Source organism: Alteromonas sp. AWJ4_199 (assembly GCF_056159165.1).
In genome coordinates, this window is sequence record NZ_JBSWUR010000001.1 from 2319489 (window position 1) to 2340973 (window position 21485).

General features: G+C 43.6%; 24 protein-coding genes. 22 read left to right on the forward strand and 2 right to left on the reverse strand.

Features of this window, described 5'->3' with window-relative positions; all coding sequences use genetic code 11:
- Nucleotides 1-37 precede the first annotated feature (37 nt).
- The 19 genes from mioC to ACXAER_RS10235 all read left to right on the forward strand — a co-directional run bounded on the left by mioC (nucleotide 38) and on the right by ACXAER_RS10235 (nucleotide 17512).
- Nucleotides 38-475 (forward strand): FMN-binding protein MioC, encoded by a 438-nt coding sequence (gene mioC / locus ACXAER_RS10145; protein ID WP_474828903.1) that lies wholly within the window; start codon nucleotides 38-40, stop codon nucleotides 473-475.
- 27 nt (nucleotides 476-502) lie between these two features.
- Nucleotides 503-1171: a DnaT-like ssDNA-binding domain-containing protein gene (locus tag ACXAER_RS10150; RefSeq protein ID WP_474828905.1), complete on the forward strand. Its 669-nt coding sequence runs from the start codon at nucleotides 503-505 to the stop codon at nucleotides 1169-1171.
- A gap of 6 nt (nucleotides 1172-1177) precedes the next feature.
- Entirely contained in the window at nucleotides 1178-2005 is an 828-nt protein-coding gene (locus ACXAER_RS10155) for an ATP-binding protein (protein WP_071960318.1), read from the forward strand.
- 896 nt (nucleotides 2006-2901) lie between these two features.
- A complete protein-coding gene (mnmG, locus tag ACXAER_RS10160) occupies nucleotides 2902-4803 on the forward strand; it encodes a tRNA uridine-5-carboxymethylaminomethyl(34) synthesis enzyme MnmG (RefSeq protein ID WP_474828908.1) in 1902 nt (633 codons plus the stop codon).
- A gap of 320 nt (nucleotides 4804-5123) precedes the next feature.
- A complete protein-coding gene (rsmG, locus tag ACXAER_RS10165) occupies nucleotides 5124-5759 on the forward strand; it encodes a 16S rRNA (guanine(527)-N(7))-methyltransferase RsmG (protein WP_474828910.1) in 636 nt (211 codons plus the stop codon).
- A 35-nt stretch (nucleotides 5760-5794) separates the two neighbouring features.
- Nucleotides 5795-6589, forward strand: coding sequence for a ParA family protein (locus ACXAER_RS10170; RefSeq protein ID WP_474828912.1), 795 nt, complete (start codon nucleotides 5795-5797; stop codon nucleotides 6587-6589).
- Between the two features lie 45 nt (nucleotides 6590-6634).
- Complete coding sequence (locus tag ACXAER_RS10175; RefSeq protein WP_474828914.1) at nucleotides 6635-7513, forward strand: ParB/RepB/Spo0J family partition protein; 879 nt, start codon at nucleotides 6635-6637, stop codon at nucleotides 7511-7513.
- Between the two features lie 206 nt (nucleotides 7514-7719).
- A complete protein-coding gene (locus tag ACXAER_RS10180) occupies nucleotides 7720-8106 on the forward strand; it encodes an ATP synthase subunit I (RefSeq protein WP_474828916.1) in 387 nt (128 codons plus the stop codon).
- Nucleotides 8107-8207: 101 nt separating this feature from the next.
- The gene (gene atpB / locus ACXAER_RS10185; protein ID WP_120962294.1) at nucleotides 8208-9041 is read left to right on the forward strand and encodes a F0F1 ATP synthase subunit A; all 834 of its coding nucleotides are present in this window, start codon (nucleotides 8208-8210) and stop codon (nucleotides 9039-9041) included.
- Between the two features lie 99 nt (nucleotides 9042-9140).
- On the forward strand, nucleotides 9141-9362 hold the full coding sequence (gene atpE / locus ACXAER_RS10190; RefSeq protein WP_012520222.1) for a F0F1 ATP synthase subunit C: 222 nt from the start codon (nucleotides 9141-9143) through the stop codon (nucleotides 9360-9362).
- A 45-nt stretch (nucleotides 9363-9407) separates the two neighbouring features.
- A complete protein-coding gene (gene atpF, locus ACXAER_RS10195; protein WP_474828919.1) occupies nucleotides 9408-9878 on the forward strand; it encodes a F0F1 ATP synthase subunit B in 471 nt (156 codons plus the stop codon).
- A gap of 14 nt (nucleotides 9879-9892) precedes the next feature.
- The gene (atpH, locus tag ACXAER_RS10200) at nucleotides 9893-10426 is read left to right on the forward strand and encodes a F0F1 ATP synthase subunit delta (protein ID WP_474828921.1); all 534 of its coding nucleotides are present in this window, start codon (nucleotides 9893-9895) and stop codon (nucleotides 10424-10426) included.
- Nucleotides 10427-10439: 13 nt separating this feature from the next.
- Nucleotides 10440-11981 (forward strand): F0F1 ATP synthase subunit alpha, encoded by a 1542-nt coding sequence (atpA, locus tag ACXAER_RS10205; protein WP_014951450.1) that lies wholly within the window; start codon nucleotides 10440-10442, stop codon nucleotides 11979-11981.
- Nucleotides 11982-12039: 58 nt separating this feature from the next.
- Nucleotides 12040-12900, forward strand: coding sequence for a F0F1 ATP synthase subunit gamma (gene atpG / locus ACXAER_RS10210; protein WP_012520217.1), 861 nt, complete (start codon nucleotides 12040-12042; stop codon nucleotides 12898-12900).
- A gap of 33 nt (nucleotides 12901-12933) precedes the next feature.
- Nucleotides 12934-14319, forward strand: coding sequence for a F0F1 ATP synthase subunit beta (gene atpD / locus ACXAER_RS10215; protein ID WP_014951449.1), 1386 nt, complete (start codon nucleotides 12934-12936; stop codon nucleotides 14317-14319).
- Between the two features lie 60 nt (nucleotides 14320-14379).
- Nucleotides 14380-14793 (forward strand): F0F1 ATP synthase subunit epsilon, encoded by a 414-nt coding sequence (locus tag ACXAER_RS10220; protein ID WP_474828923.1) that lies wholly within the window; start codon nucleotides 14380-14382, stop codon nucleotides 14791-14793.
- A 210-nt stretch (nucleotides 14794-15003) separates the two neighbouring features.
- A complete protein-coding gene (locus ACXAER_RS10225; RefSeq protein WP_474828925.1) occupies nucleotides 15004-15957 on the forward strand; it encodes a hypothetical protein in 954 nt (317 codons plus the stop codon).
- 21 nt (nucleotides 15958-15978) lie between these two features.
- Nucleotides 15979-16842 (forward strand): hypothetical protein, encoded by an 864-nt coding sequence (locus ACXAER_RS10230; RefSeq protein WP_474828927.1) that lies wholly within the window; start codon nucleotides 15979-15981, stop codon nucleotides 16840-16842.
- 70 nt (nucleotides 16843-16912) lie between these two features.
- Complete coding sequence (locus ACXAER_RS10235; protein ID WP_474828929.1) at nucleotides 16913-17512, forward strand: glutathione S-transferase family protein; 600 nt, start codon at nucleotides 16913-16915, stop codon at nucleotides 17510-17512.
- A gap of 23 nt (nucleotides 17513-17535) precedes the next feature.
- On the opposite strand, the gene ACXAER_RS10240 is transcribed toward ACXAER_RS10235, so the two are convergent.
- Entirely contained in the window at nucleotides 17536-18117 is a 582-nt protein-coding gene (locus ACXAER_RS10240) for a tRNA-uridine aminocarboxypropyltransferase (protein ID WP_474828931.1), read from the reverse strand.
- 99 nt (nucleotides 18118-18216) lie between these two features.
- Between ACXAER_RS10240 and ACXAER_RS10245 the strand changes: the two genes are divergently transcribed.
- From ACXAER_RS10245 to ACXAER_RS10255, 3 genes are all read left to right on the forward strand, one after another.
- Entirely contained in the window at nucleotides 18217-18555 is a 339-nt protein-coding gene (locus tag ACXAER_RS10245; RefSeq protein WP_474828933.1) for an MGMT family protein, read from the forward strand.
- Between the two features lie 72 nt (nucleotides 18556-18627).
- A complete protein-coding gene (locus ACXAER_RS10250) occupies nucleotides 18628-19827 on the forward strand; it encodes an HD-GYP domain-containing protein (RefSeq protein WP_474828935.1) in 1200 nt (399 codons plus the stop codon).
- Nucleotides 19828-20204: 377 nt separating this feature from the next.
- Nucleotides 20205-20846 carry a YiaD family glycine zipper/OmpA-like lipoprotein gene (locus ACXAER_RS10255; RefSeq protein WP_179985088.1) on the forward strand — a complete coding sequence of 214 codons (642 nt, stop codon included), beginning with the start codon at nucleotides 20205-20207 and terminating at the stop codon, nucleotides 20844-20846.
- 37 nt (nucleotides 20847-20883) lie between these two features.
- Here ACXAER_RS10255 and ACXAER_RS10260 read toward each other — a convergent pair whose 3' ends face one another.
- Nucleotides 20884-21381 carry a nuclear transport factor 2 family protein gene (locus tag ACXAER_RS10260; protein ID WP_474828937.1) on the reverse strand — a complete coding sequence of 166 codons (498 nt, stop codon included), beginning with the start codon at nucleotides 21379-21381 and terminating at the stop codon, nucleotides 20884-20886.
- Nucleotides 21382-21485 lie beyond the last annotated feature (104 nt).

Sequence of the window (21485 nt, forward strand, 5' to 3'; positions counted from 1 at the left end):
TTAAGACGATAATCGAAAATAGAGAAGCAACCCAATAATGAGCAAGCATTTTGAAATCATCGTTGGCACCATGTTAGGCGCCGCAGAATACGTGGCAGATGCCATTGCGGAAAAGCTTGATGCGAGCGGGCACACCCACACTATTCACGCTGAACCTAATCTGGACGAAATAAAAACAGAGTCAACGTGGATCGTGTGCACGTCTACCCATGGAGCAGGCGAACTTCCTGATAATATACAACCATTTGCCAAACAACTAGAAGGCGCGGATTTAAGCGCAGTAAACGCTTATGTTATTGGTCTAGGTGACACCAGTTACGACACCTTTTGTTTCGGCGCGAAAGAAATGGAGAAGCACATAAAAAACGCTGGTGGTACATTAATCACTGATGCCCTTTACATCGATGTGCTTGAACATCCTATTCCTGAAGAAGCTGCAGTAGAATGGTTTGAAGAAAAGCTGGCCAATGCTTAACAACACCATCAATGTGGACATTGCACTATGAACAGCAATCTTACCCAAGCTGAACTAGCGGCGTTGCAATCTCCCCTTTCTAACGATTGCCGGGTACTTTATTTACTTGGGCTTCGAACAGGTGCAAATGCGGCAACGACATCGTCAGCACCTATTGATTATAAGCAATTATTGAACTTGCTAAACGGCGACAGCAAAGACGAACCTTACCAACGCGGTCGTCAAATCAATAGCTTGGTGAAGCAGCTTGAACAAGTGGGTTTGGTTGCCCTGCCCCTTGAACTTGATCTTGAGCACACAATCAACGGGAAAACCCTACTTCTTCCGCTTCTAAGCGAGCCACAATCGGACTTCGACCAACTACATGCCCGTCATAGCGCCATGACCGCTAATTGGACGCCCAATAAGGCGTTGTTTGAAGAAATGGCCTCGCTACTTGGTATTATCGACAAAACATTTGATGACAATGAAGTGGGTGAATTCATTGCCTATTGGTTAGGAAGACCAAGTTCAGTGTTTAGCGAATTCCAATGGACACAAAAGTTTGCCAACAATATCAAGCGCAAGCGTCTCGCTTCAGGCTACGCACCAACAAAGGTGGTGGGAACGCAACAAGTGAAAGTTGCAGCCGGCATAGAAGCAGATGATAATGCTAGAAAGCTGGTGGAAAAGTATGCCGCAACAAAGAAGAGTTAATTCATTATGGATCGTATAACTGACAAAATTGCTAATCTTGCCAAAGCGCTTAAAAAAGATGTCGATCCCAATGGTGAGTACATCGACTACAAAACGCTGCGCAAGCAGTATGAAGCGAAAGCTAACGAGGAAGTATCACAACTACAGCAGCGCAGTAAGAAAGCGCGTGTAGAAGCTATCCATGGCCGTTCTGACCTAAATCCAAAGTGGACGTTTGCTAACTTAGTGGAAGACAGTGACGATGTCATAGAAGCTGTTTCTATCGCACAGTCGTTTATTGCTGCTCATGATGATCCAGCGTGGCGCCAAAGTGGCTCTCATATGATGATTTTCTATGGCGATTATGGTCGTGGTAAATCTCATATTGCGGGTGCTATTGCTCATCAACTTATCGAGCAATATGAGATCTCTGTGCTATACCGTCAGCTTTCGACTCTGCTCGAAATGCGCAACTTTTCTTTTGATTTCTCTGCTACCGATAATGCTAGTCAGCGTTTCAGAGAAATTAACCAAGAGCTTTTAGACGTAGATTTACTTATTTTAGATGAGGTCTGTGTCAACGAGTCTGCACTTAAGAAAAACGCACAGAGCTGGTTTGGGAACTTACTCAGACAGCGCTTAGTGAATAAGAAAAACTGTATCTTAATCACTAATCACAACTTAGCAGAACTTGAAAATGCCCTTGGTCGTTATTGTTTCGAATCGATTAAAGAGTACGATACTTACAAAGTTCGATTCCAAGGCCCAAGCCGCCGTGAAGGCTTAACTATCGAACAAGAGGATATGCAAGGCTCTGTTGCACAGCCACGCTATCAACCTAACCAGGTGCGCTAACAGCACCTGGTTTCCTCTCTCTCAAAACCTTGCCCTTACTCTGCTAGGTCTTTTCCTTCATTAAACCTTATTGCATGTTCCTGTTGTGCCAGGTAATAGCGAATAACTTAGCCTATTGATCACGCTTTTTACCAAAACAATACGGTTTCAATTCATAGATACACTCAACGATCTCCTGCAGTTAAACAAGTAACCATTCTTACAGACCGACTTCTTCCTTGTAAAAGTGACTGTATTTTGGTCATTTCCTATGTTTTTCTCCTGAAAAATGGGCTGTTTTGAAAAAATAATCTTGTCGTTCATAAAAACGTGCACTTTTTTTGAAGGTGTTGATAAATGCGATCGGGCGATCTAATCACAGCTTTTGGAAAAGATCTCCTCCACAATATGATCACGCTATAACGCACGTATCTACACGATCTTTTGATCGCGATACATAAATAGCAAACATTTTATCCCCAGCTGGATCACATCTTGATCACCCCTGTGGATAGGATCCTACAAACCACTGTGCATAAGCTTTGATCGAAAAAAGAATAACTTTTCAAACGATTCGGGGTGTGGATAAAAAGGCCATTTATACACAAGTTTGAGGTAGGGTTATGGATCGGGGTTTCCCAATGTTATTGATCGCGTAACTTGATGATCTTTATGTGCTTTGATCGGTTACCCACAGATCTTGATGATCCTAATAAAAGTAAAAATAAACAGATCTAAAAGAGATCTTAAGATCTTATAATTCGATCACACCTTTTCAAAAACAGGTTTTGAGGAAAATTTAATCATTTTATTTATCCAATAAGTCAGATAAAATACGCGCCCTTTTTTCAGCAGTCTCTGCGTGAGAAAAATTAGTTTTTAATCGGCTTATCGTAAGTTAATAGTGAGGTTTAACCATGTTTTATGCTGAAGCATTTGATGTCATCGTTGTAGGTGGTGGACATGCAGGTACAGAAGCGGCGCTTGCAGCTGCTCGCATGGGTGCAAATACGCTGTTGCTCACTCACAATATTGAAACGATAGGCCAGATGTCGTGTAACCCTGCAATTGGTGGGATCGGTAAAGGCCATCTTGTAAAAGAGATCGATGCGTTAGGCGGGGCAATGGCACTGGCTATCGACAAAGGTGGTATTCAGTTTAGAACATTGAATTCTTCTAAAGGCCCAGCTGTTCGTGCAACGCGTGCGCAAGCTGACCGTACGCTTTACAAAAACGCCATTCGCGACATTGTTGAAAATCAAGAAAACCTAACCTTGTTCCAACAGAGCGTTGACGATCTGATTGTTGAAAACGATCAGGTATGCGGTGTTGTCACGCAAATGGGCTTGAAGTTTAAAGCTAAGTCAGTGGTACTGACAGTGGGAACTTTCCTTGGCGGAACCATACACATTGGCCTTGAAAACTATCGCGGCGGTCGTGCCGGCGATCCACCGTCTATCGCACTTGCAGATAGATTACGTGCTCTTCCGTTTCGTGTTGACCGTTTAAAAACTGGTACACCAGCAAGACTTGATGCTCGCTCGTTAGATTTTTCTGTGATGCAACCTCAGCCTGGTGACAATCCAACGCCGGTATTCTCGTTTATGGGTGATAGAAGCATGCACCCTACTCAGATCCCGTGCTATATCACCCACACTAACGAAAAAACCCACGATATCATTCGCGGGGGATTAGATCGCTCGCCCATGTTTACTGGGGTTATCGAAGGTATCGGACCGCGCTATTGCCCAAGTATCGAAGATAAGATCACCCGTTTTGCAGATAAGGCATCGCATCAAATTTTTGTCGAGCCAGAAGGTTTAAACAGCATTGAAGTTTATCCAAATGGTATTTCAACCAGTTTGCCATTTGACGTACAAATGAACCTTGTCCGCTCGATCAAAGGTTTTGAAAATGCGCACATTGTACGCCCGGGTTATGCGATTGAATATGACTTCTTTGACCCACGCGATCTGAAACAAACACTGGAAACGAAGTTTATTCGAGGTTTGTTCTTTGCTGGCCAAATTAACGGTACCACTGGCTATGAAGAAGCGGGTGCGCAAGGGTTAGTAGCAGGCGCAAACGCAGCGCTACAAGTTCAAGAAAAAGACCCGATGATTTTACGCCGCGACCAAGCATACATGGGCGTACTTATCGACGACTTGGCTACCATGGGTACGAAAGAGCCGTACCGCATGTTCACTAGCCGTGCTGAATACAGACTACTGCTTCGTGAAGACAATGCCGATAGCCGTCTAACCGCAATGGGCCGAGAGATTGGTCTTGTTGATGATGCGCGCTGGGCGAAATATAACGACAAGATGGAAGCGGTAGAAAGTGAGCTGCAGCGTCTACGCGGTCAGTGGATCCACCCTGATCACGCGGCAACGCCGGAACTTAATACCATGCTGAAAAATCCTGTGAGTCGTGAACATTCTCTTGAAGAGCTGATCCGTCGGCCTGAAATGACTTACGGTCAGTTAATGGAAATTGAAAGTGTTGGCCCAGGTCTTGAAGATCCGATTGCTGCAGAGCAAGTGGAAATTCAAATTAAGTACGCCGGCTACATTGCTCGTCAAATGGATGAAATCGCGAAAACGCAGCGACACGAAAATACCCTGTTGCCGGTTGATATGGACTTCAGCAAGATTTCCGGCTTGTCGAACGAGGTTGTAGCCAAGTTAACCGAAGCCAGACCGGAAACTATTGGTAAAGCGTCGCGCATTTCGGGCATTACCCCGGCGGCCATTTCTTTACTGCTGGTTTACCTTAAAAAACACGGCATGTTGCGCAAGCAAGAGAAAATCAGTGCGTAAAACGCGCGCTTAACTCAACACATTACTCGCAGCGCTTAGTTTTTCCTATTTATTCGCGTATTATGATAATCATAATTGCCTAAACTATGCGAAAACTAGAAAAACTCGGCGCTTTTCACACTGTCCCATTGCACCAATTTACATTCGTTGTGCGGCTTTGATTAATCCATGTGCCTTTTTCAAGCGCACTTGTATCGAGCATGAATAGCTGCATTAAGAAACGGCTGTAAATGAGCGGCAAATAACGATTCGCCACGCGTGTTTATGGTATGGACTGTGTAGAGCAAAAAAATTTTTAACGCGAACAGACAGATTTTTCGATGACGATACAGCAAGAATTGCACACCATTTTGGTGTCTGGACTCGATGCCCTTTCACTAGATTTAAGTGATAAGCAACAGCAGCAGTTAGTTAACTATGTGCTGCTTATGGACAAATGGAATAAGGCGTACAACCTGACTTCTGTGCGCGATCCTAAGCAAATGATGGTGAAACACATTCTAGATTCGCTGGCGATTGTTCCCTTTCTTGATGGCAACAATATCATTGATGTCGGAACGGGCCCTGGCCTTCCAGGTATGCCGTTGGCAATCGTGTTTCCAGATAAATCATTCACATTGCTTGACTCATTAGGCAAGCGTGTACGGTTTATGACCCAATGTGTGCACACGCTTGGATTAACTAATGTAACTCCTGTGCAAAGCCGCGTTGAAGAGCACAATGGCGATACGCCTTACGATATTGTGCTAAGCCGAGCTTTCGCTTCGCTAAAAGATATGTTGCACTGGTGTCAGCATCTGGTAGATTCAGAAGGTCAATTTTTGGCGCTTAAAGGTCAGTTTCCACAAGATGAGATAGACGAAGTGAGTGATCACTTCCATGTGAGCAAAACGGAAAACCTCACTGTGCCAAATTTGGTAGGCGAACGACATCTGGTTTGGCTAAAAAAGAAATAGCCGAAAAATAGAAATACACGAGAACAGGATCTAACGTGGCTAAGGTAATCGCGATCGCGAATCAAAAAGGTGGTGTTGGAAAGACAACCACTGCAGTTAACGTGGCAGCGTCAATGGCAGCAACTAAACGCAAAGTGTTGCTGATTGATCTCGATCCACAAGGTAATGCAACCATGGGAAGCGGCGTTGATAAATACGACGTCGAATCTACGGCATTTGAATTGTTGATTGAAGATAAGCCAATTAACGATGTTATCGTTAAAGCGACAAGCGGTAAGTACGATCTCATCGCAGCGAACGGTGATGTAACCGCAGCAGAAATTAAGCTGATGGAAATGTTTGCCCGTGAAGTAAGGCTTCGCAACGCGCTGAAGCCCGTTATGGATTACTACGATTTTGTCTTTATCGACTGCCCTCCTTCGCTAAACCAGTTAACTGTGAACGCCTTGGCGGCTGCCGATTCGGTAATGGTGCCTATGCAGTGCGAATATTACGCATTAGAAGGCCTCACTGCCCTTATGGATACCATTCAAAAACTGGCATCTGTAGTGAATCCAGAATTGAAGATTGAAGGCGTATTGCGTACTATGTACGACCCGCGCAATCGCCTCGCTAACGACGTTTCAGAACAGTTGAAGCGTCATTTTGGTGAACAGGTTTATCGCACGGTTATTCCGCGCAATGTTCGTCTAGCTGAAGCACCGAGCTTCGGTACGCCAGCGATGTACTATGATAAGTCATCGACAGGCGCTAAAGCCTACTTGGCACTGGCGGGTGAAATATTGCGTCGTAGGGACAAAACAACGCCTAAACAGGCAAAAGCAAGTTAAACGACAATAAGCTGAATACTATCAGCACATGCCATAGAGGACACTATGTCAGCACGTAAAAGAGGCCTTGGCCGCGGTTTAGATGCGCTACTCGCAACCAGCCAATCATCTGCTCAAAAAGAACAAGATGCCGCCGAGGTAAATTCAACCAACGGTGAGTTGAGTAAACTCCCTATTGAATACTTAGTGCCGGGCAAGTATCAACCCCGTAAAGACATGTCACCTGAGGCATTAGAAGAATTGGCATCGTCTATTCGCGCTCAAGGAATCATTCAGCCTATCGTAGTGAGAAAGGTCGACGAACACCGCTATGAAATCATTGCTGGTGAACGTCGTTGGCGCGCTTCGCAGCTAGCACAACTAGACGAAGTGCCTTGTTTGGTTAAGAACGTGCCTGATGAAGCGGCAGTGGCCATTGCCCTTATCGAGAATATCCAGCGTGAAGATTTAAATGCAATGGAAGAGGCGCAAGCCCTTGACCGTTTAATGAGTGAATTCGCGCTTACTCATCAGGAAGTAGCCGAAGCGGTGGGCAAGTCACGCACCACGGTGACAAATTTACTTCGCCTGAATAATTTGAACGACGATGTAAAACTGTTAGTTGAGCACGGTGATATTGAAATGGGCCATGCAAGAGCGCTGTTAGCGCTAGAAGGTGAAACTCAGTCGGAAACTGCGCAAGTAGTATCGGGCAAAGGTCTTACCGTGCGTGATACAGAAAAGCTTGTTAAAAAGCTTTTGGAGCCAGCTAAACAAAAGCCTGAGAAGAAAGTTGATCCCGATGTGCAAAACCTTATGACTCGACTTTCAGAAAATTTGGGCACTCCTGTGAGCATTGACCATAATGCGAAAGGCAAAGGCAAGCTGACGATTAGCTTTAGTGACCTTGAACAATTAGACGGAATTATCTCTAAAATTCAATAGGTTGAAATAATAATAATAGAGATGATTTCTTTGCCTACCCGCAATTGATACGCTGTTCGGAGCTAATACCGGACACTCTCCTTTCCGGTTATAGCAATAGAAAATTTTCAGAATAACTTTCAAAAAGCGTTGTACTGTTGAAAATTGTCGGTAAAACAGTATACTTCTGACGCTTTTTGTAAGACGTGAACAAGCTGCGAGTAAAAGTGACGAACAAGTTAGCAAAGCGCGGGCTAGACCTCGCAAAAAAAGGGCTACTTTTTCAGGCTGTCACGGCCCTATTCGTTACGGTCATCGCAGGTGCTGCGGGAGGAAGTCATTCCGCCATGTCGGCAGCAGCAGGCGCTCTAATCAGTATCCTGCCCAATAGTGTTTTTATGGCTTTCGCGTTTCGATACGCAGGTGCAAGTAAAAACGACCTTGTTGCACGTAGTTTTAGCCAAGGCTCAAAATTGAAGCTGGCATTGACAATCATTTTATTTGTAATTGCTTTTAAAGGTTTAAACGCCGCGCCATTAGAGATTTTCATGGCATTTGTGATTACAACTGCTAGCCACGGGCTAGCCATGTTTCATTACGGTACGAAACAATAAAGACAACGCAAGGCGTTGCGATAACGAAAACAACGTAATCGACCGATTGAGACAATAGAACCAGTCACCAAATTTTTACACTTTACAACTTGGGTTAAACAATGGCATCTGAATACACTACCTCAGAATACATCAAGCACCACTTGACCAATGCCACCATGTGCTCAACTGACAACGGAATTGCTTTTAACAAAGCGTGTTCTGACGCCGGTTTTTGGGCATGGCATGTTGATACACTGGCATGGTCTATCGGTCTTGGTCTTCTTTTCCTAATTATCTTTAGAAGCGTTGCTTCAAAAGCGACAACAGGCGTACCTGGCAAAATGCAGGCGTTTGTTGAGCTTGTTGTTGAGTTTGTTGACGACAACGTGAAAAGCACTTTCCATGGTAAGAGCGCACTTATTGCGCCATTAGCACTAACTATCTTTGTATGGGTATTGCTAATGAACCTTATGGACCTTGTGCCAGTTGATCTCATTCCATGGGTTTCTGGTCTTATTGGCCAAGCTGCTTTTGGCATGGACCCTCACGACGTTTACAACAAGGCAGTACCAACCACTGACCTTAACCTAACGTTCGCACTGGCTTCAGGCGTGTTTATCCTTATTCTTTTCTATTCAATCAAGATGAAAGGTATCGGCGGTTTTGCTAAAGAACTGACTATGCAGCCTTTCGGTCACCCTATCTTTATTCCGGTGAACTTTATTCTTGAAACCGTTACTTTGCTTGCGCGTCCGCTTTCATTAGCACTGCGTTTGTTCGGTAACTTGTATGCCAGTGAGCTAATCTTCATATTGATTGCTACAATTGGTTATTTCCAGCTTCCACTGCACTTCATGTGGGCTGTGTTCCATATTCTGGTACTTCCGCTTCAAGCGTTTATTTTCATGATGCTTACCATCGTGTACTTAAGCCTGGCGTGTGAAGAACACTAAGCATTAACGGGTGTCGGTTTTGATTTTTAATCGGCACTGTTTTTACAGAGTTTGACTTTTAAACATTAACTTTAAATTTAACTTAAATCGGAGACGTAAATGTTATACATCGCTGTTGCACTACTGATTGGTCTTGGTGCCCTAGGTACCGCTATTGGTTTCGGTCTACTAGGTGGTAAATTCCTTGAATCTGCTGCTCGTCAACCTGAACTAGCACCTCAACTACAAGTTAAGATGTTCATCGTAGCGGGTCTTATCGACGCCATCGCGATGATCGGTGTTGGTATCGCTCTATACCTATTGTTCGCTGTTGGTGCCTAATTCTACTAAACACTTTTTTAGCGAACTTTAAGAGGAGGGGCGATTGTGAATTTTAACGCCACTTTTATTGGTCAATTAATCGCCTTCGCTGTGTTCGTGGTGTTCTGCATGAAATATGTATGGCCTCCACTAATGGCAGCGATTGAAGAACGTCAGAAGAAAATTGCCGATGGGCTTGAAGCTTCTGAACGTGCAGAGAAAGACCTAGAGCTTGCTCAAGCGAAAGCTACTGAGCAATTGAAAGATGCGAAAGCGCAAGCAGCTGAAATTATCGAGCAGGCTAAAAAGCGTGCCAACCAATTGGTTGACGAAGAAACGCAAAAAGGCCATGCGGAACGCGAAAAGATTATCGCTTCTGGTTATGCCGAGATTGAAGCTGAACGCAATCGTGCCAAAGAAGATTTGCGCAAGCAGGTTTCTGTACTTGCAGTAGCTGGCGCACAGCAAATCTTACAACGTGAAATCGATGCAAACGCACAAAACGACATTGTTGAAAAACTTGTCGCTGAGCTTTAATAGGGAGATGAGCCATGTCTGAATTGACAACCGTTGCTCGTCCTTATGCTAAAGCTGCTTTCGATTTTGCTGTCGAGAAAGATGCCGTTGCAAAATGGCAAGAAATGCTTGCCTTTGCAGGCGCTGTAGCAGCGAACGATGACATGCACCAGCTTTTGTCTGGTGCGGTTGCCGCTGACACGCTAGCCGACATTTTTAACAATGTTTGTGGTGAGCAACTCGACGAACACGGCCAAAACCTAATTAAGGTGTTGGCTGAGAATAAACGTTTAGCCGCGTTGCCTGAAATTTCTACTTTGTTTGACGCCTTTAAAGCAGATTACGACAAAGAAATAGAAGTGGACGTAACCTCAGCATCTACGCTGACTGATGCACAACAAAATGAGTTGGTTGCATCTTTGGAAAAACGTTTGGCACGTAAAGTGAAGCTTAATTGTAACGTGGACCCTGCCCTGATCGCTGGAATGGTAATTAATGCCGGCGATACAGTTATTGATGGTTCCGTAAAGTCGAAATTGAACCGTCTAGCAGACGCGTTGCAAGCATAACGGGGATAAGAGCATGCAACTTAATTCCACTGAAATTGCTGAACTGATCAAGAAAAGAATTGAACAGTTCAATGTAAGCAGTGAAGCACGTAATGAAGGTACTATCGTCGCAGTAACAGACGGTATTATCCGCATTCACGGCCTTGCAGATGTAATGCAAGGTGAAATGATCGAGCTTCCAGGAAGCCGTTACGCAATTGCACTAAACCTTGAGCGAGACTCTGTAGGTGCAGTTGTTATGGGTCCTTATGCGGACCTTAAAGAAGGCGATAAAGTACAATCTACTGGTCGTATTCTTGAAGTACCAGTAGGTAATGCACTACTAGGTCGTGTTGTTAACACACTAGGTGAGCCTATCGATGGTAAAGGCGCAATCGACGCTGCTGGTTTCGAGCCAGTTGAAAAAATTGCACCTGGCGTAATCGAGCGTCAATCGGTAGACCAGCCAGTACAAACTGGTTATAAGTCAGTTGACGCCATGATCCCAGTAGGTCGTGGTCAGCGTGAGCTTATCATCGGTGACCGTCAGTGTGGTAAAACAGCAATGGCTGTTGACGCTATCATCAACCAAAAAGGTACAGGCATTAAATGTGTGTACGTAGCGGTTGGTCAGAAAGCATCTACTATCGCTAACGTAGTACGTAAACTAGAAGAGCACGGTGCACTTGACCACACTATCGTGGTTGCAGCATCTGCATCTGAGTCTGCTGCGCTTCAATACCTAGCGCCTTACTCTGGTTGTACTATGGGTGAATTCTTCCGTGACCGCGGTGAAGACGCGCTAATCGTATATGATGATTTGTCAAAGCAAGCTGTTGCTTACCGTCAAATCTCACTACTACTTAAGCGTCCACCAGGCCGTGAAGCTTACCCAGGTGACGTATTCTACCTTCACTCACGTCTACTAGAACGTGCTGCACGTGTAAACGAGCAATACGTTGAGCGTTACACAAACGGCGAAGTGAAAGGTAAGACAGGTTCATTGACTGCGCTTCCAATTATCGAAACGCAGGCTGGTGACGTATCTGCATTCGTACCAACTAACGTAATCTCAATTACCGACGGTCAGATCTTCCTAGAAACTGACTTGTTTAACGCAGGTATCCGTCCAGCGGTTAACGCTGGTATCTCGGTATCTCGTGTTGGTGGTGCTGCACAGACTAAAATCATCAAGAAGTTGGGTGGCGGTATCCGTCTAGCCCTAGCACAGTATCGTGAACTTGCGGCGTTCTCGCAGTTTGCTTCTGACCTTGATGACGCAACTCGTGAGCAACTTGAGCACGGTGAGCGCGTAACTGAGCTAATGAAGCAGAAGCAGTACGCTCCACTTTCAATTGCTGATATGGGTGTATCTCTGTTCGCGGTAGAAAAAGGTTTCCTTAAGGGTATCGAGCTTAACAAAATCCTAGATTTTGAAGCCGCTCTTCACTCTTACATGAACAGCGAACACGCTGACCTTATGAAGACTATCAACGAATCAGGTAACTACAACGACGAGATTGCCTCTAAGTTGAACGACGCTTTAACAAACTTTAAAGCGACACAAACTTGGTAATCAATGGTGCTGGTGTTTAACCACCAGCGCAATTCGTTGAGTAATCGGAGAGATAGTCATGGCCAGCGGTAAAGAAATAAAAGGTAAGATTGGGAGTATCAAAAATACTCAGAAGATTACCAGTGCGATGGAAATGGTTGCTGCGTCTAAAATGAAAAAGGCGCAGGAACGCATGGCTTCTGGCCGTCCATATGCACAAAATATGCTTAAAGTGATTGGTCACATTGCAAACGGTAACCTTGAATATCGCCATCCTTATTTGGAAGAGCGTGAAGTCAAGCGCGTCGGTTACATTGTGATTTCCACTGACCGAGGCTTATGTGGTGGCTTGAACACCAATGAATTTAAGCTCGTCACTCAAGACGTCAAAAAATGGCGTGAACAGGGTGTAGAAGTGGATTTCGCTGCATTAGGTTCTAAAGCGTGCAGTTTCTTCAACCGCTTTGGTGGCAAGTTGCTTGCTGCTGAATCTGGTTTAGGTGACAAGCCGTCTGTGAGCGATGTAGTGGGTGTTGTACGCGTTATGCTTAAGGCGTACGACGAAGGACAAATTGACCGAGTATTCTTGGTATTCAATGACTTCGTTAACACCATGACACAGAAACCTGTGATCAATCAGTTATTGCCTTTGCCAAAGTCAGAAGACGAAGAATATCAACATCGTTGGGACTACATCTACGAGCCAGATCCAAAAGAAATTTTGGAAGCACTAATGGTTCGTTACATTGAGTCTCAGGTGTATCAGGGTGTTGTAGAAAACGCGGCTTCAGAGCAAGCTGCGCGAATGGTTGCCATGAAGGCAGCAACCGACAACGCCGGTAACCTTATTGATGAGTTACAACTGGTATATAACAAAGCGCGTCAAGCTGCAATCACACAAGAAATCAGTGAGATTGTTAGCGGTGCCGCAGCGGTGTAGGCAAAGGTTTAAAAGAGATAACGAGGACAAATTATGAGTCAAGGTAAGGTCGTCCAAATCATTGGCGCCGTTGTGGATATTGAGTTTCCACAAGATGCGGTACCAAGAGTTTATGACGCACTACGAGTTACCGAAGGTGACTTGTCAGGTCTAACCCTGGAAGTGCAACAGCAATTAGGTGGCGGTGTTGTTCGTGGCATCGCACTAGGTACTACTGACGGACTAAAACGTGGTCTTGCAGTAGAAAATACCGGTAACCCAATCATGGTTCCAGTTGGTACGAAGACACTTGGTCGTATCATGGACGTATTGGGTAACCCAATCGACGAAGCAGGTCCAATTGGTGAAGAAGAGCGTATGTCTATTCACCGTGAAGCGCCTAGCTACGAAGATCAGTCTAGCTCGGTAGAACTACTAGAAACTGGTATCAAAGTAATCGACTTGGTTTGCCCATTCGCTAAGGGTGGTAAAGTTGGTCTATTCGGTGGTGCGGGTGTAGGTAAAACCGTAAACATGATGGAACTTATCCGTAACATCGCAATCGAGCACAGCGGTTTCTCAGTATTCGCGGGTGTTGGTGAGCGTACGCGTGAGGGTAACGACTTCTATCACGAAATGAACGAATCAAACGTACTTGATAAAGTATCGCTTGTATACGGTCAGATGAACGAGCCACCGGGTAACCGTCTACGTGTTGCACTTACCGGTCTAACAATGGCTGAGAAGTTCCGTGACGAAGGCCGTGACGTTCTATTCTTCGTAGATAACATCTATCGTTATACCCTAGCAGGTACTGAAGTATCAGCACTTCTAGGTCGTATGCCGTCTGCGGTAGGTTACCAGCCTACGCTTGCAGAAGAGATGGGTGTACTTCAGGAACGTATTACGTCAACGAAGACAGGTTCAATCACTTCAATCCAAGCGGTATACGTACCTGCGGATGACTTGACTGACCCATCTCCAGCGACAACCTTTGCTCACTTGGATGCAACGGTAGTACTTTCTCGTGATATCGCGTCTCTAGGTATCTACCCTGCGGTAGACCCTCTAGATTCAACGTCTCGTCAGCTAGACCCGTTAGTAATTGGTCAAGAGCACTATGACGTAGCACGTGGCGTACAGACTGTTCTTCAGCGCTATAAAGAGCTGAAAGACATCATCGCGATCCTAGGTATGGACGAACTATCTGAAGAAGACAAGCAAGTGGTATCACGTGCTCGTAAGATTCAGCGTTTCCTATCTCAGCCGTTCTTCGTAGCAGAAGTATTTACTGGTGCACCTGGTAAATATGTATCGCTAAAAGACACAATCAGTGGCTTTAAAGGCATTCTAGACGGTGAGTACGATCACCTTCCAGAGCAAGCCTTCTACATGGTTGGTTCTATCGAAGAAGCGCTAGAGAAAGCCAAAAAAGCATAATGACAGGGCTAGCAGTTGCTAGCCTAGCATCATGCTAACGTACCTAATCAGGAGGTTCACATGGCAATGACAGTACATTTGGACGTAGTAAGCGCGGAGAAAGCGATTTTCTCAGGACGCGTTGAATCGATTCAGGTGACAGGTAGCGAAGGTGAATTGGGTATTAACCCAGGTCACGCGCCACTTATCTCTGCTATTAAACCTGGTATGGTGCGTTTGGTTAAACAGCACGGTGAAGAAGAATTTATTTATGTTGCTGGTGGTGTACTAGAAGTACAGCCTAACAACATTACCGTACTGGCTGATACCGCGGTTCGAGCTGAAGATCTTGACGAGCAGGCAGCACAAGAAGCCAAACGACGTGCAGAAGAGCACATCGCCAACCCAGGCGCTGACTTTAACTATGCGGAAGCAGCTCACGAGCTTGCAGAAGCAATTGCACAACTTCGCCTTATTCAGAAGTTACGCAAGTAAAAAGCACAGCTTTGAAAAAACCCGCCAACAGGCGGGTTTTTTATTGTCGAACGAAAAGTAGTCGTTCACATTCTCTTACGTTTATTTCTATTGCTTACGCTGTCTTTAGCGCTTATGGTTGACAGGTTATTAGTGGCCCATAGGCATGCTTTCTTCAAGCCTTTTGCATCAGTTGATAGTAAGGAAAGCTGCCTTTAAATAATTATTTGAATGATGAAACTAAATCCATATTCGAATGCGCCCAACGGTGTATTTATAGGATTATATCCATTTTTATTGGTAGGTGTTCTTCTCTGTGTGCACTATTTTAGTGGCGCTTTGATGTTGGGTAATGATGGAAGTGTTCGCGAGCAGATCGATTTCAATACAGCATTTGGCATGACCTTGCTTTCTGGTTATTTTTGGCTTTGTTTACAAATAAATCATAAGAATGTACTGAGTACATTGATTTCGATGTTGGTAAAAACAAACCAGCTGAGTCATCTGAGCCGACATAGGCAAAAACTTTTTTCGAAATTACAACTAGATACAATAAATAGTCTCATTACAGCAATTTTCACCACCGCAGTATACGTAATTATAGACAATCCCCTTTTTTCCGAGGTGAAATTTTGTCAATACGTAATAACTTTATGCGCAGTACTTTTTTGGTTCTTGTTTTTTCTCGTTTTGATTCAGTCTACTTCGAATGTAAACTATCTAAGAAAGTATGTGCTTAATCAAACAGAGGATTACATTGATCATCTAAATTCCCTTTCATCTTTGGCTCGTTTATCATTAATTAATGCGACATTGTCCATTGGCGCATTTTCACTGTTCCCTATATTTTGGATTAACAAAACCGTTCCTTTGTTTGATATTGCTATAACGATATCGTTTTTATGCGTTGTGGGGGGGTATCTCTTTTATCCTGTACTTAAACTACAATCCCAGTGGCTTAAAGGTAAAAGGGAAAAATGTTATGAACTTAATGCGTTAATGGACAAAGAACAGTCTTCTGAAAAGCTTGTGTTATACGAGCAAGACCTAGAAAGAATAAATTCACTATTGATGAATTTTTTTGTTGCCAGAGACAAAATTAGGTTTATTGCCTGTGTATTATTAATAACTATTTCTTGGAGTACGGTTCTAATCTTCTCCCATAACATCAAAGGGCAAATATAAAACGCCTTGTTAAAACCTTTTATGAGTAAAGTTGAACTACTAGAAAACTTAATGTATCCCCTAATACTCGTAGCTTCTATGATTGCGCTTCATATTATTGGCGGCACGATTCAGATAGATATCGCCACTAAGGATGCACAGCGAGACTTCAATACCGCAATTGGAACATCACTACTAAGCGGGGCATTTCTGTTTTCTATTAGAATCATGCAAAAGAGTGTTGCCAAGCACCTTTTGCTGATCCTTGATGTAACTAAACAACGTCATGATTTTTGGCTACATAGAAAGAACTTGTCAGAGCAATTCAAAAAACACCTGATTTGGTCAGTTTCATTGGGTTTTATTATGCCTATTTTGTACATGGTAACTGAAGGTGTGATCTCGAGAATTAACGAGAAAGAAGTCTTCATTGTTGCAATGGGAGCAATACCTTTCTGGTTACTCATGTCCCTCTATATATTTCAAATAACGACAGTTAACCGGCATCTAAGGACATTTCTCAATACTGAAGGCTTGGAGCTTATTGTGAAAATAAAGATGTATAAAAGTGTTATGACCGTTGCCGCTATCACTATATCTACTACACTACTGGTGTTGTTAATAATGCCTGTATTTTGGATAAACTTGTCAGTTCATCTGTTTGATGCGGTTCTCATATCTACACTATGCCTGTTTTTAACGCTCCTACTCGTTTCTCCGTTAATCAATTATTATCGTAAGTTACTCAAGATAAAGCAGTCACTTGCGATTAAATTAGATGCAAGGATAGAGTGCCTCATCAAAGAAAGCGTGACGTCAGAAAGAAGTAAAGAAATAGAAAATTTACTCAGTCTGAAAGAAAAATACTGCAATTCTAATTTTGCTGTCTGTATAAATAAACGTTAATGTTGCTAAGTGAATCAGTGAGCTTAAGCTCACATGAAGTCTTCTACATAACTGTATTGAGAATACCACTGTGCGAATATATGGCGATAAACGTTCTGGAAACTGCTACAAGCTTCAATTGCTGCTTTCTTTGCTAGGCAAAACCTGTGAATGGGTTGATGTTGATATAATGAAGGGAGAGACCAGAGCGCTGTCCTTTCTTGAAAAAACGCCTAACGGTAAGATTCCCATACTAGAACTCGATGACGGAAGAGTTTTGTCTGAGTCGAACGCTATCATGCACTACCTTGCTTCTAATACGCCCTTGGTTCCATCTTCGTCCTATCACTTTGCACAATTGTTACAGTGGCAATTTTTCGAACAGTACAGCCACGAGCCTTTTATCGCCGTTGCTCGCTACATCAATGTTTATTTAGGGTTGCCCGATGAGAGAAAAGCAGAATATGAGTCTAAACAAGCGGGAGGGTACCGGGCGCTTGAGGTAATGGAACATCAACTTAACAGTACACCGTATTTACTGGGCGATACTATTAGCCTAGCTGATATTTCACTGTTTGCTTATACCCATGTAGCACATGAAGGTGGCTTCGACCTTTCAGCATACCCCGCTATTCGCCATTGGATAAGTCTAATTAAAGAGCATAGAGGCTTTGTACCAATGGACACTTAGAAAAGCCTGTAGCCTTCTGAGCGTTAGGCTTGTCTTCTATGCGACTTTGGCCCTTTCCAATGTTTTTGTAAGGCACACTGTGCTTCGTGAAGTGCAGAGACGTCAGTTTTTTCTAAGCAACTTATCGCATAGGCAGTCGCCTCTAGTGTCGAGAGCGCGTGCTCTAGCTTTGTATGGCGGATTGCATAATTAGACGTAGGCGCCGCAGTAAAGTGAAAGGCGGGTAAAGTGGTAAGCCATGGGTTCTGCTTAACCATACCAAAAGCTTGTTTCCAACTGCCGTCAATTAACAACAAGGTTGAAATTTGATGTAACCTTGTATGGGCGGTATTTTCTATCGGCATACTTTTATCGCTGGGGTAAATCAGCGCCGTATGCTCGAACGAGCACTCCTTTTCCAAGTGTTGCATGGCCTGCACATCGTTTGTAAGAACAATACGACTTGTTGGGATACACAAAGAGATTAGCCTTGCTGTATTTTTCGCGTGATACGCTTCTTTTTCATGCTGAATAATGACGATGTTTAACGACGTATTCAAAGTGCTAATATGGGGGCAGATACACGTTGCTTCGGGGTATCCACATTTTTGACAATAAAGGCGCATTAGCTAATTTCTCTACTTTTATTTTACAATGCTAACTGTGTTTATTTATCGCAATCACCTATTTAACTGCGCAACTTACCAGATAGGATAATATACAGCATGCCAGATGGGGCCGTACAATTCCGAGTAGAAAAAACGCTTTCTTTTGTACCTTCAGGACATGTAGTCAGTTATGGTCTGCTTGCTGATTTATGCGGGCTTCCAGGCAGAGCAAGAATGATGGGAAAATGTTTAAAAGAGATAAACGTAGACTGTAATTGGCATAGAGTATTGCGCAGTGACGGAAAGATTGCCTTTCCTGCAGGTTCGGAAAAAGCAGAAGAGCAGCGACAGCGTTTAACTGCAGAAGGCGTTATAGTAAAAAACTACCGAATAAATATGAAGAAATTCGGCTGGGAGCCAGATTTACACACTATACTGGTGGAGTTAGAGTATTAATCGCTTCTGCGAGTTCAGGAGTTGCCCAGTAGCAGTATAATAGCGTTTGAATAAAAGTGTTGTGCATTCAGAATGATAAAAAAGATTACTATAGATCAGCTAGTGCCGGGTATGTTTGTTCATCAAATATTAGAGCAAAAAGGTAGCTTGACAGTAAAAAGCCAAGGGCGCGTTACATCAATTGATCTAGTCAATACACTGAAAAAGCAAGGCGTTAAAACCCTTGCCATCGATACCGAAAAAGCGTTCGAGGTTAGGGGGAGCGCATATTCCTCTACTGACGTTAAAGGCGATTTGGCAAGCCCAAGTGAGGCAGCGAAGCCCCAGCTAGTCCCCCTCGAGAAAGAATTAACGAGAGCATCTAAACTTCACGAACAAGGCAAAGCGATTCAAAAGCTTTTGCTTGCTAGTGTTCAAAAGGAAACGCCTTTTGATGCAAGTATACCAAAAGCATTTTCGAGCAAGCTGGTGGAGTCAGTTGATAGAAATCCTGATGCGCTGCTTTGCTTAACTAAAATTCGCGAGAAAGACGACTACTTACTAGAGCACTCCCTTAACGTTGCTATTCTATTAGCGAATTTTGGCAAGTTTTTAGGCATGTCCGAAGAAGAGGTTCAAGACCTTTCCTACGCGGGTTTTTTGCATGATTTAGGCAAAATAAAAATTCCAGATGAAATACTTCATAAGCCAGGTCGCTTAACAGATAGCGAAATGGATATTATGAAGGGGCATGTAAAACACGGCGTAGACTATCTAAAAGAGACAGACATAGCGCAACCGTTAATACGAGCAATTAGTGAACACCATGAACGCTTGGACGGCTTAGGATACCCTGCTGGAACAAAAGGCAATGATATAAGTAAAGCAGGACGCATGTTGGCTATTGCAGATATGTACGATGCGTTGACTGCGGATAGGGTTTACAAAGCAGGTATGTCTAGCCAAAGAGCATTCTCTATCCTAATGAATGATGCCCCCACCCGACTTGATAAGTCGCTTGTTCAGCAGTTCATTAAATGCTTAGGGGTTTACCCTGTAGGTAGCCTTGTTTTACTCTCTAACGAAAGGCTAGCCATGGTACTGGAACAGAAAGATTCACCTCTTACGCCATTGGTAAAAGTTTTCTATTCCGTTCGTAACAGTCATTACCTAACCCCGAAAGATATTGACCTATCTATAGATAAAACCGTCAGGATAACGAAAGCTGTCATTGCTTCAGATTACAAAATAGATGTAAATGCATTCTTTGAGCGTTCGGTTTCGGTTGGTTGAAACGTTACTTATGGGCAACACAGTGTAGTCTTTACACTGTGTTGTAACGACTTTCTTTTCCCTCTCTGCAAAAATAAATTAATTCGTTTAGCTTACGTTCAGCATGTGTCATTTAGACTTTAGTCAGATTAGTTGCTCGAGATGAGAAGGAGTCGACCTTAATCACTGATCTAACAGTAATAATTTTATTAAGTTAAAGTATAGGTTGTAGTATCAATACCCTGCTGACTATATCGCAAATAGTGGTGGAACATTTATTGCTAGACTTAAGTACAAGGTTAAGTAATTAACAAAAGTTTTTATACAGAGCTTATTGAGAGTGGCAAGGGACATCTGTCGCTTCTTAATATGAGGCTTAATTGAAATAAGAGGAAGCTATGAAAAAGACTCTTGCTGTAAGTTTGATTGCTGCATCATTAACCGTAGCAGGTTGTGCAAATGACCCTAATAATACGCAAAAAGGCGCTGCTATCGGCGCGGTAGTAGGTGCATTGCTAGGTAAAGCAACTGGCGATAATGATAAAAGTCGCTATGCATGGGGCGCTGCGGTAGGTGCCATTGCGGGTGGTGCAATTGGTAATTACATGGACAAACAGGAAGAAGAACTTCGAAGCGAGCTTTCTGATACTGGTGTTCAAGTGGTACGTGAGGGTGATAACCTACGTTTGATCATGCCTGGTGATATTACTTTTGCTACTGACAGTTCGAGCATTAGCCCTAACTTTAATCCTGTGCTTCAAGATGTTGCGAAAGTCGTTAACAACTATGAAAAAACCGTATTGATGATTAAAGGGCATACCGACGATACTGGATCAGAGCAGTATAACCAGTCTTTATCTGAGCGTCGTGCGGGAGCGGTTAAAAACTTACTGATTAACTATTCAGTTAATCCAACACGTATTACAACAGTAGGCATGGGTGAATACTCGCCAAAAGTGCCTAACAACAGTGCGGCAAACCGCTCTATGAACCGCCGTGTTGAGATGGAGATTCAGCCGCTTACCCAATCTAATACCTAGTAATTAGTACATAAGTGATAGGTTAAAAAGCCCCGTTCTAATTCGGGGCTTTTTCGTTATCCATGGTTTTAATTTGCTCTGCAACGCTGTCAGCTAGCGAGTTTGGAATTGGTATAGCTAAATGATATTGGGTTAATTTCCAATCTTCGCCAACTTTTATCAAAACGCCAGTCCCTCTTGTTTCGCCTAAACTTTCATTGTCCAGCAACTCGTCGAACCAAGCGATATTTCGGCTAGGCGAAAAATAGATGTGTCTGTCTTTTGGGTGGTATGTCCATCCTGTACCTTTATCGAAGTGGGGCTTCGCATAAAATTTAAACGCCTCTTTGTCCCACACTTCCGACGCGTCAGTGCCAATGAAGACGGCGCTTTCGTGATACAAGTTGAAATACGCTTCAAAGCTAGCAACAGAGGCATTGTGATGCAACGCATCAAGGGTTCGGTTCACCGATACTTTATCTGTATTGGCACTAACGCTTGTCGCTATTGCTGCGCCGACCCAAAGCAGTAGCCAACTCAATAATAAACTTTTCATAGTACCTTCTTATCCTGTATTAAATATTGTGTAGTTAAGCCCAACATTTGGCGATGTTCCACATGAAACAGCCTCAAAGCTCTAATTTTCAACTATTAAAGGGC

Excerpts from the sequence above, each read along its gene's own strand:
- atpD (WP_014951449.1), top strand. The coding sequence starts at position 12,934 with ATGAGTCAAGGTAAGGTCGTCCAAATCATTGGCGCCGTTGTGGATATT.
- ACXAER_RS10230 (WP_474828927.1), top strand. The coding sequence starts at position 15,979 with ATGAGTAAAGTTGAACTACTAGAAAACTTAATGTATCCCCTAATACTC.
- ACXAER_RS10255 (WP_179985088.1), top strand. The coding sequence starts at position 20,205 with ATGAAAAAGACTCTTGCTGTAAGTTTGATTGCTGCATCATTAACCGTA.
- ACXAER_RS10155 (WP_071960318.1), top strand. The coding sequence starts at position 1,178 with ATGGATCGTATAACTGACAAAATTGCTAATCTTGCCAAAGCGCTTAAA.
- ACXAER_RS10260 (WP_474828937.1), bottom strand. The coding sequence starts at position 21,381 with ATGAAAAGTTTATTATTGAGTTGGCTACTGCTTTGGGTCGGCGCAGCA.
- atpG (WP_012520217.1), top strand. The coding sequence starts at position 12,040 with ATGGCCAGCGGTAAAGAAATAAAAGGTAAGATTGGGAGTATCAAAAAT.
- ACXAER_RS10240 (WP_474828931.1), bottom strand. The coding sequence starts at position 18,117 with ATGCGCCTTTATTGTCAAAAATGTGGATACCCCGAAGCAACGTGTATC.
- ACXAER_RS10245 (WP_474828933.1), top strand. The coding sequence starts at position 18,217 with ATGCCAGATGGGGCCGTACAATTCCGAGTAGAAAAAACGCTTTCTTTT.
- atpB (WP_120962294.1), top strand. The coding sequence starts at position 8,208 with ATGGCATCTGAATACACTACCTCAGAATACATCAAGCACCACTTGACC.
- mnmG (WP_474828908.1), top strand. The coding sequence starts at position 2,902 with ATGTTTTATGCTGAAGCATTTGATGTCATCGTTGTAGGTGGTGGACAT.
- atpH (WP_474828921.1), top strand. The coding sequence starts at position 9,893 with ATGTCTGAATTGACAACCGTTGCTCGTCCTTATGCTAAAGCTGCTTTC.
- mioC (WP_474828903.1), top strand. The coding sequence starts at position 38 with ATGAGCAAGCATTTTGAAATCATCGTTGGCACCATGTTAGGCGCCGCA.
- ACXAER_RS10220 (WP_474828923.1), top strand. The coding sequence starts at position 14,380 with ATGGCAATGACAGTACATTTGGACGTAGTAAGCGCGGAGAAAGCGATT.
- rsmG (WP_474828910.1), top strand. The coding sequence starts at position 5,124 with ATGACGATACAGCAAGAATTGCACACCATTTTGGTGTCTGGACTCGAT.
- ACXAER_RS10175 (WP_474828914.1), top strand. The coding sequence starts at position 6,635 with ATGTCAGCACGTAAAAGAGGCCTTGGCCGCGGTTTAGATGCGCTACTC.
- ACXAER_RS10250 (WP_474828935.1), top strand. The coding sequence starts at position 18,628 with ATGATAAAAAAGATTACTATAGATCAGCTAGTGCCGGGTATGTTTGTT.
- ACXAER_RS10150 (WP_474828905.1), top strand. The coding sequence starts at position 503 with ATGAACAGCAATCTTACCCAAGCTGAACTAGCGGCGTTGCAATCTCCC.
- atpA (WP_014951450.1), top strand. The coding sequence starts at position 10,440 with ATGCAACTTAATTCCACTGAAATTGCTGAACTGATCAAGAAAAGAATT.
- ACXAER_RS10225 (WP_474828925.1), top strand. The coding sequence starts at position 15,004 with ATGATGAAACTAAATCCATATTCGAATGCGCCCAACGGTGTATTTATA.
- atpE (WP_012520222.1), top strand. The coding sequence starts at position 9,141 with ATGTTATACATCGCTGTTGCACTACTGATTGGTCTTGGTGCCCTAGGT.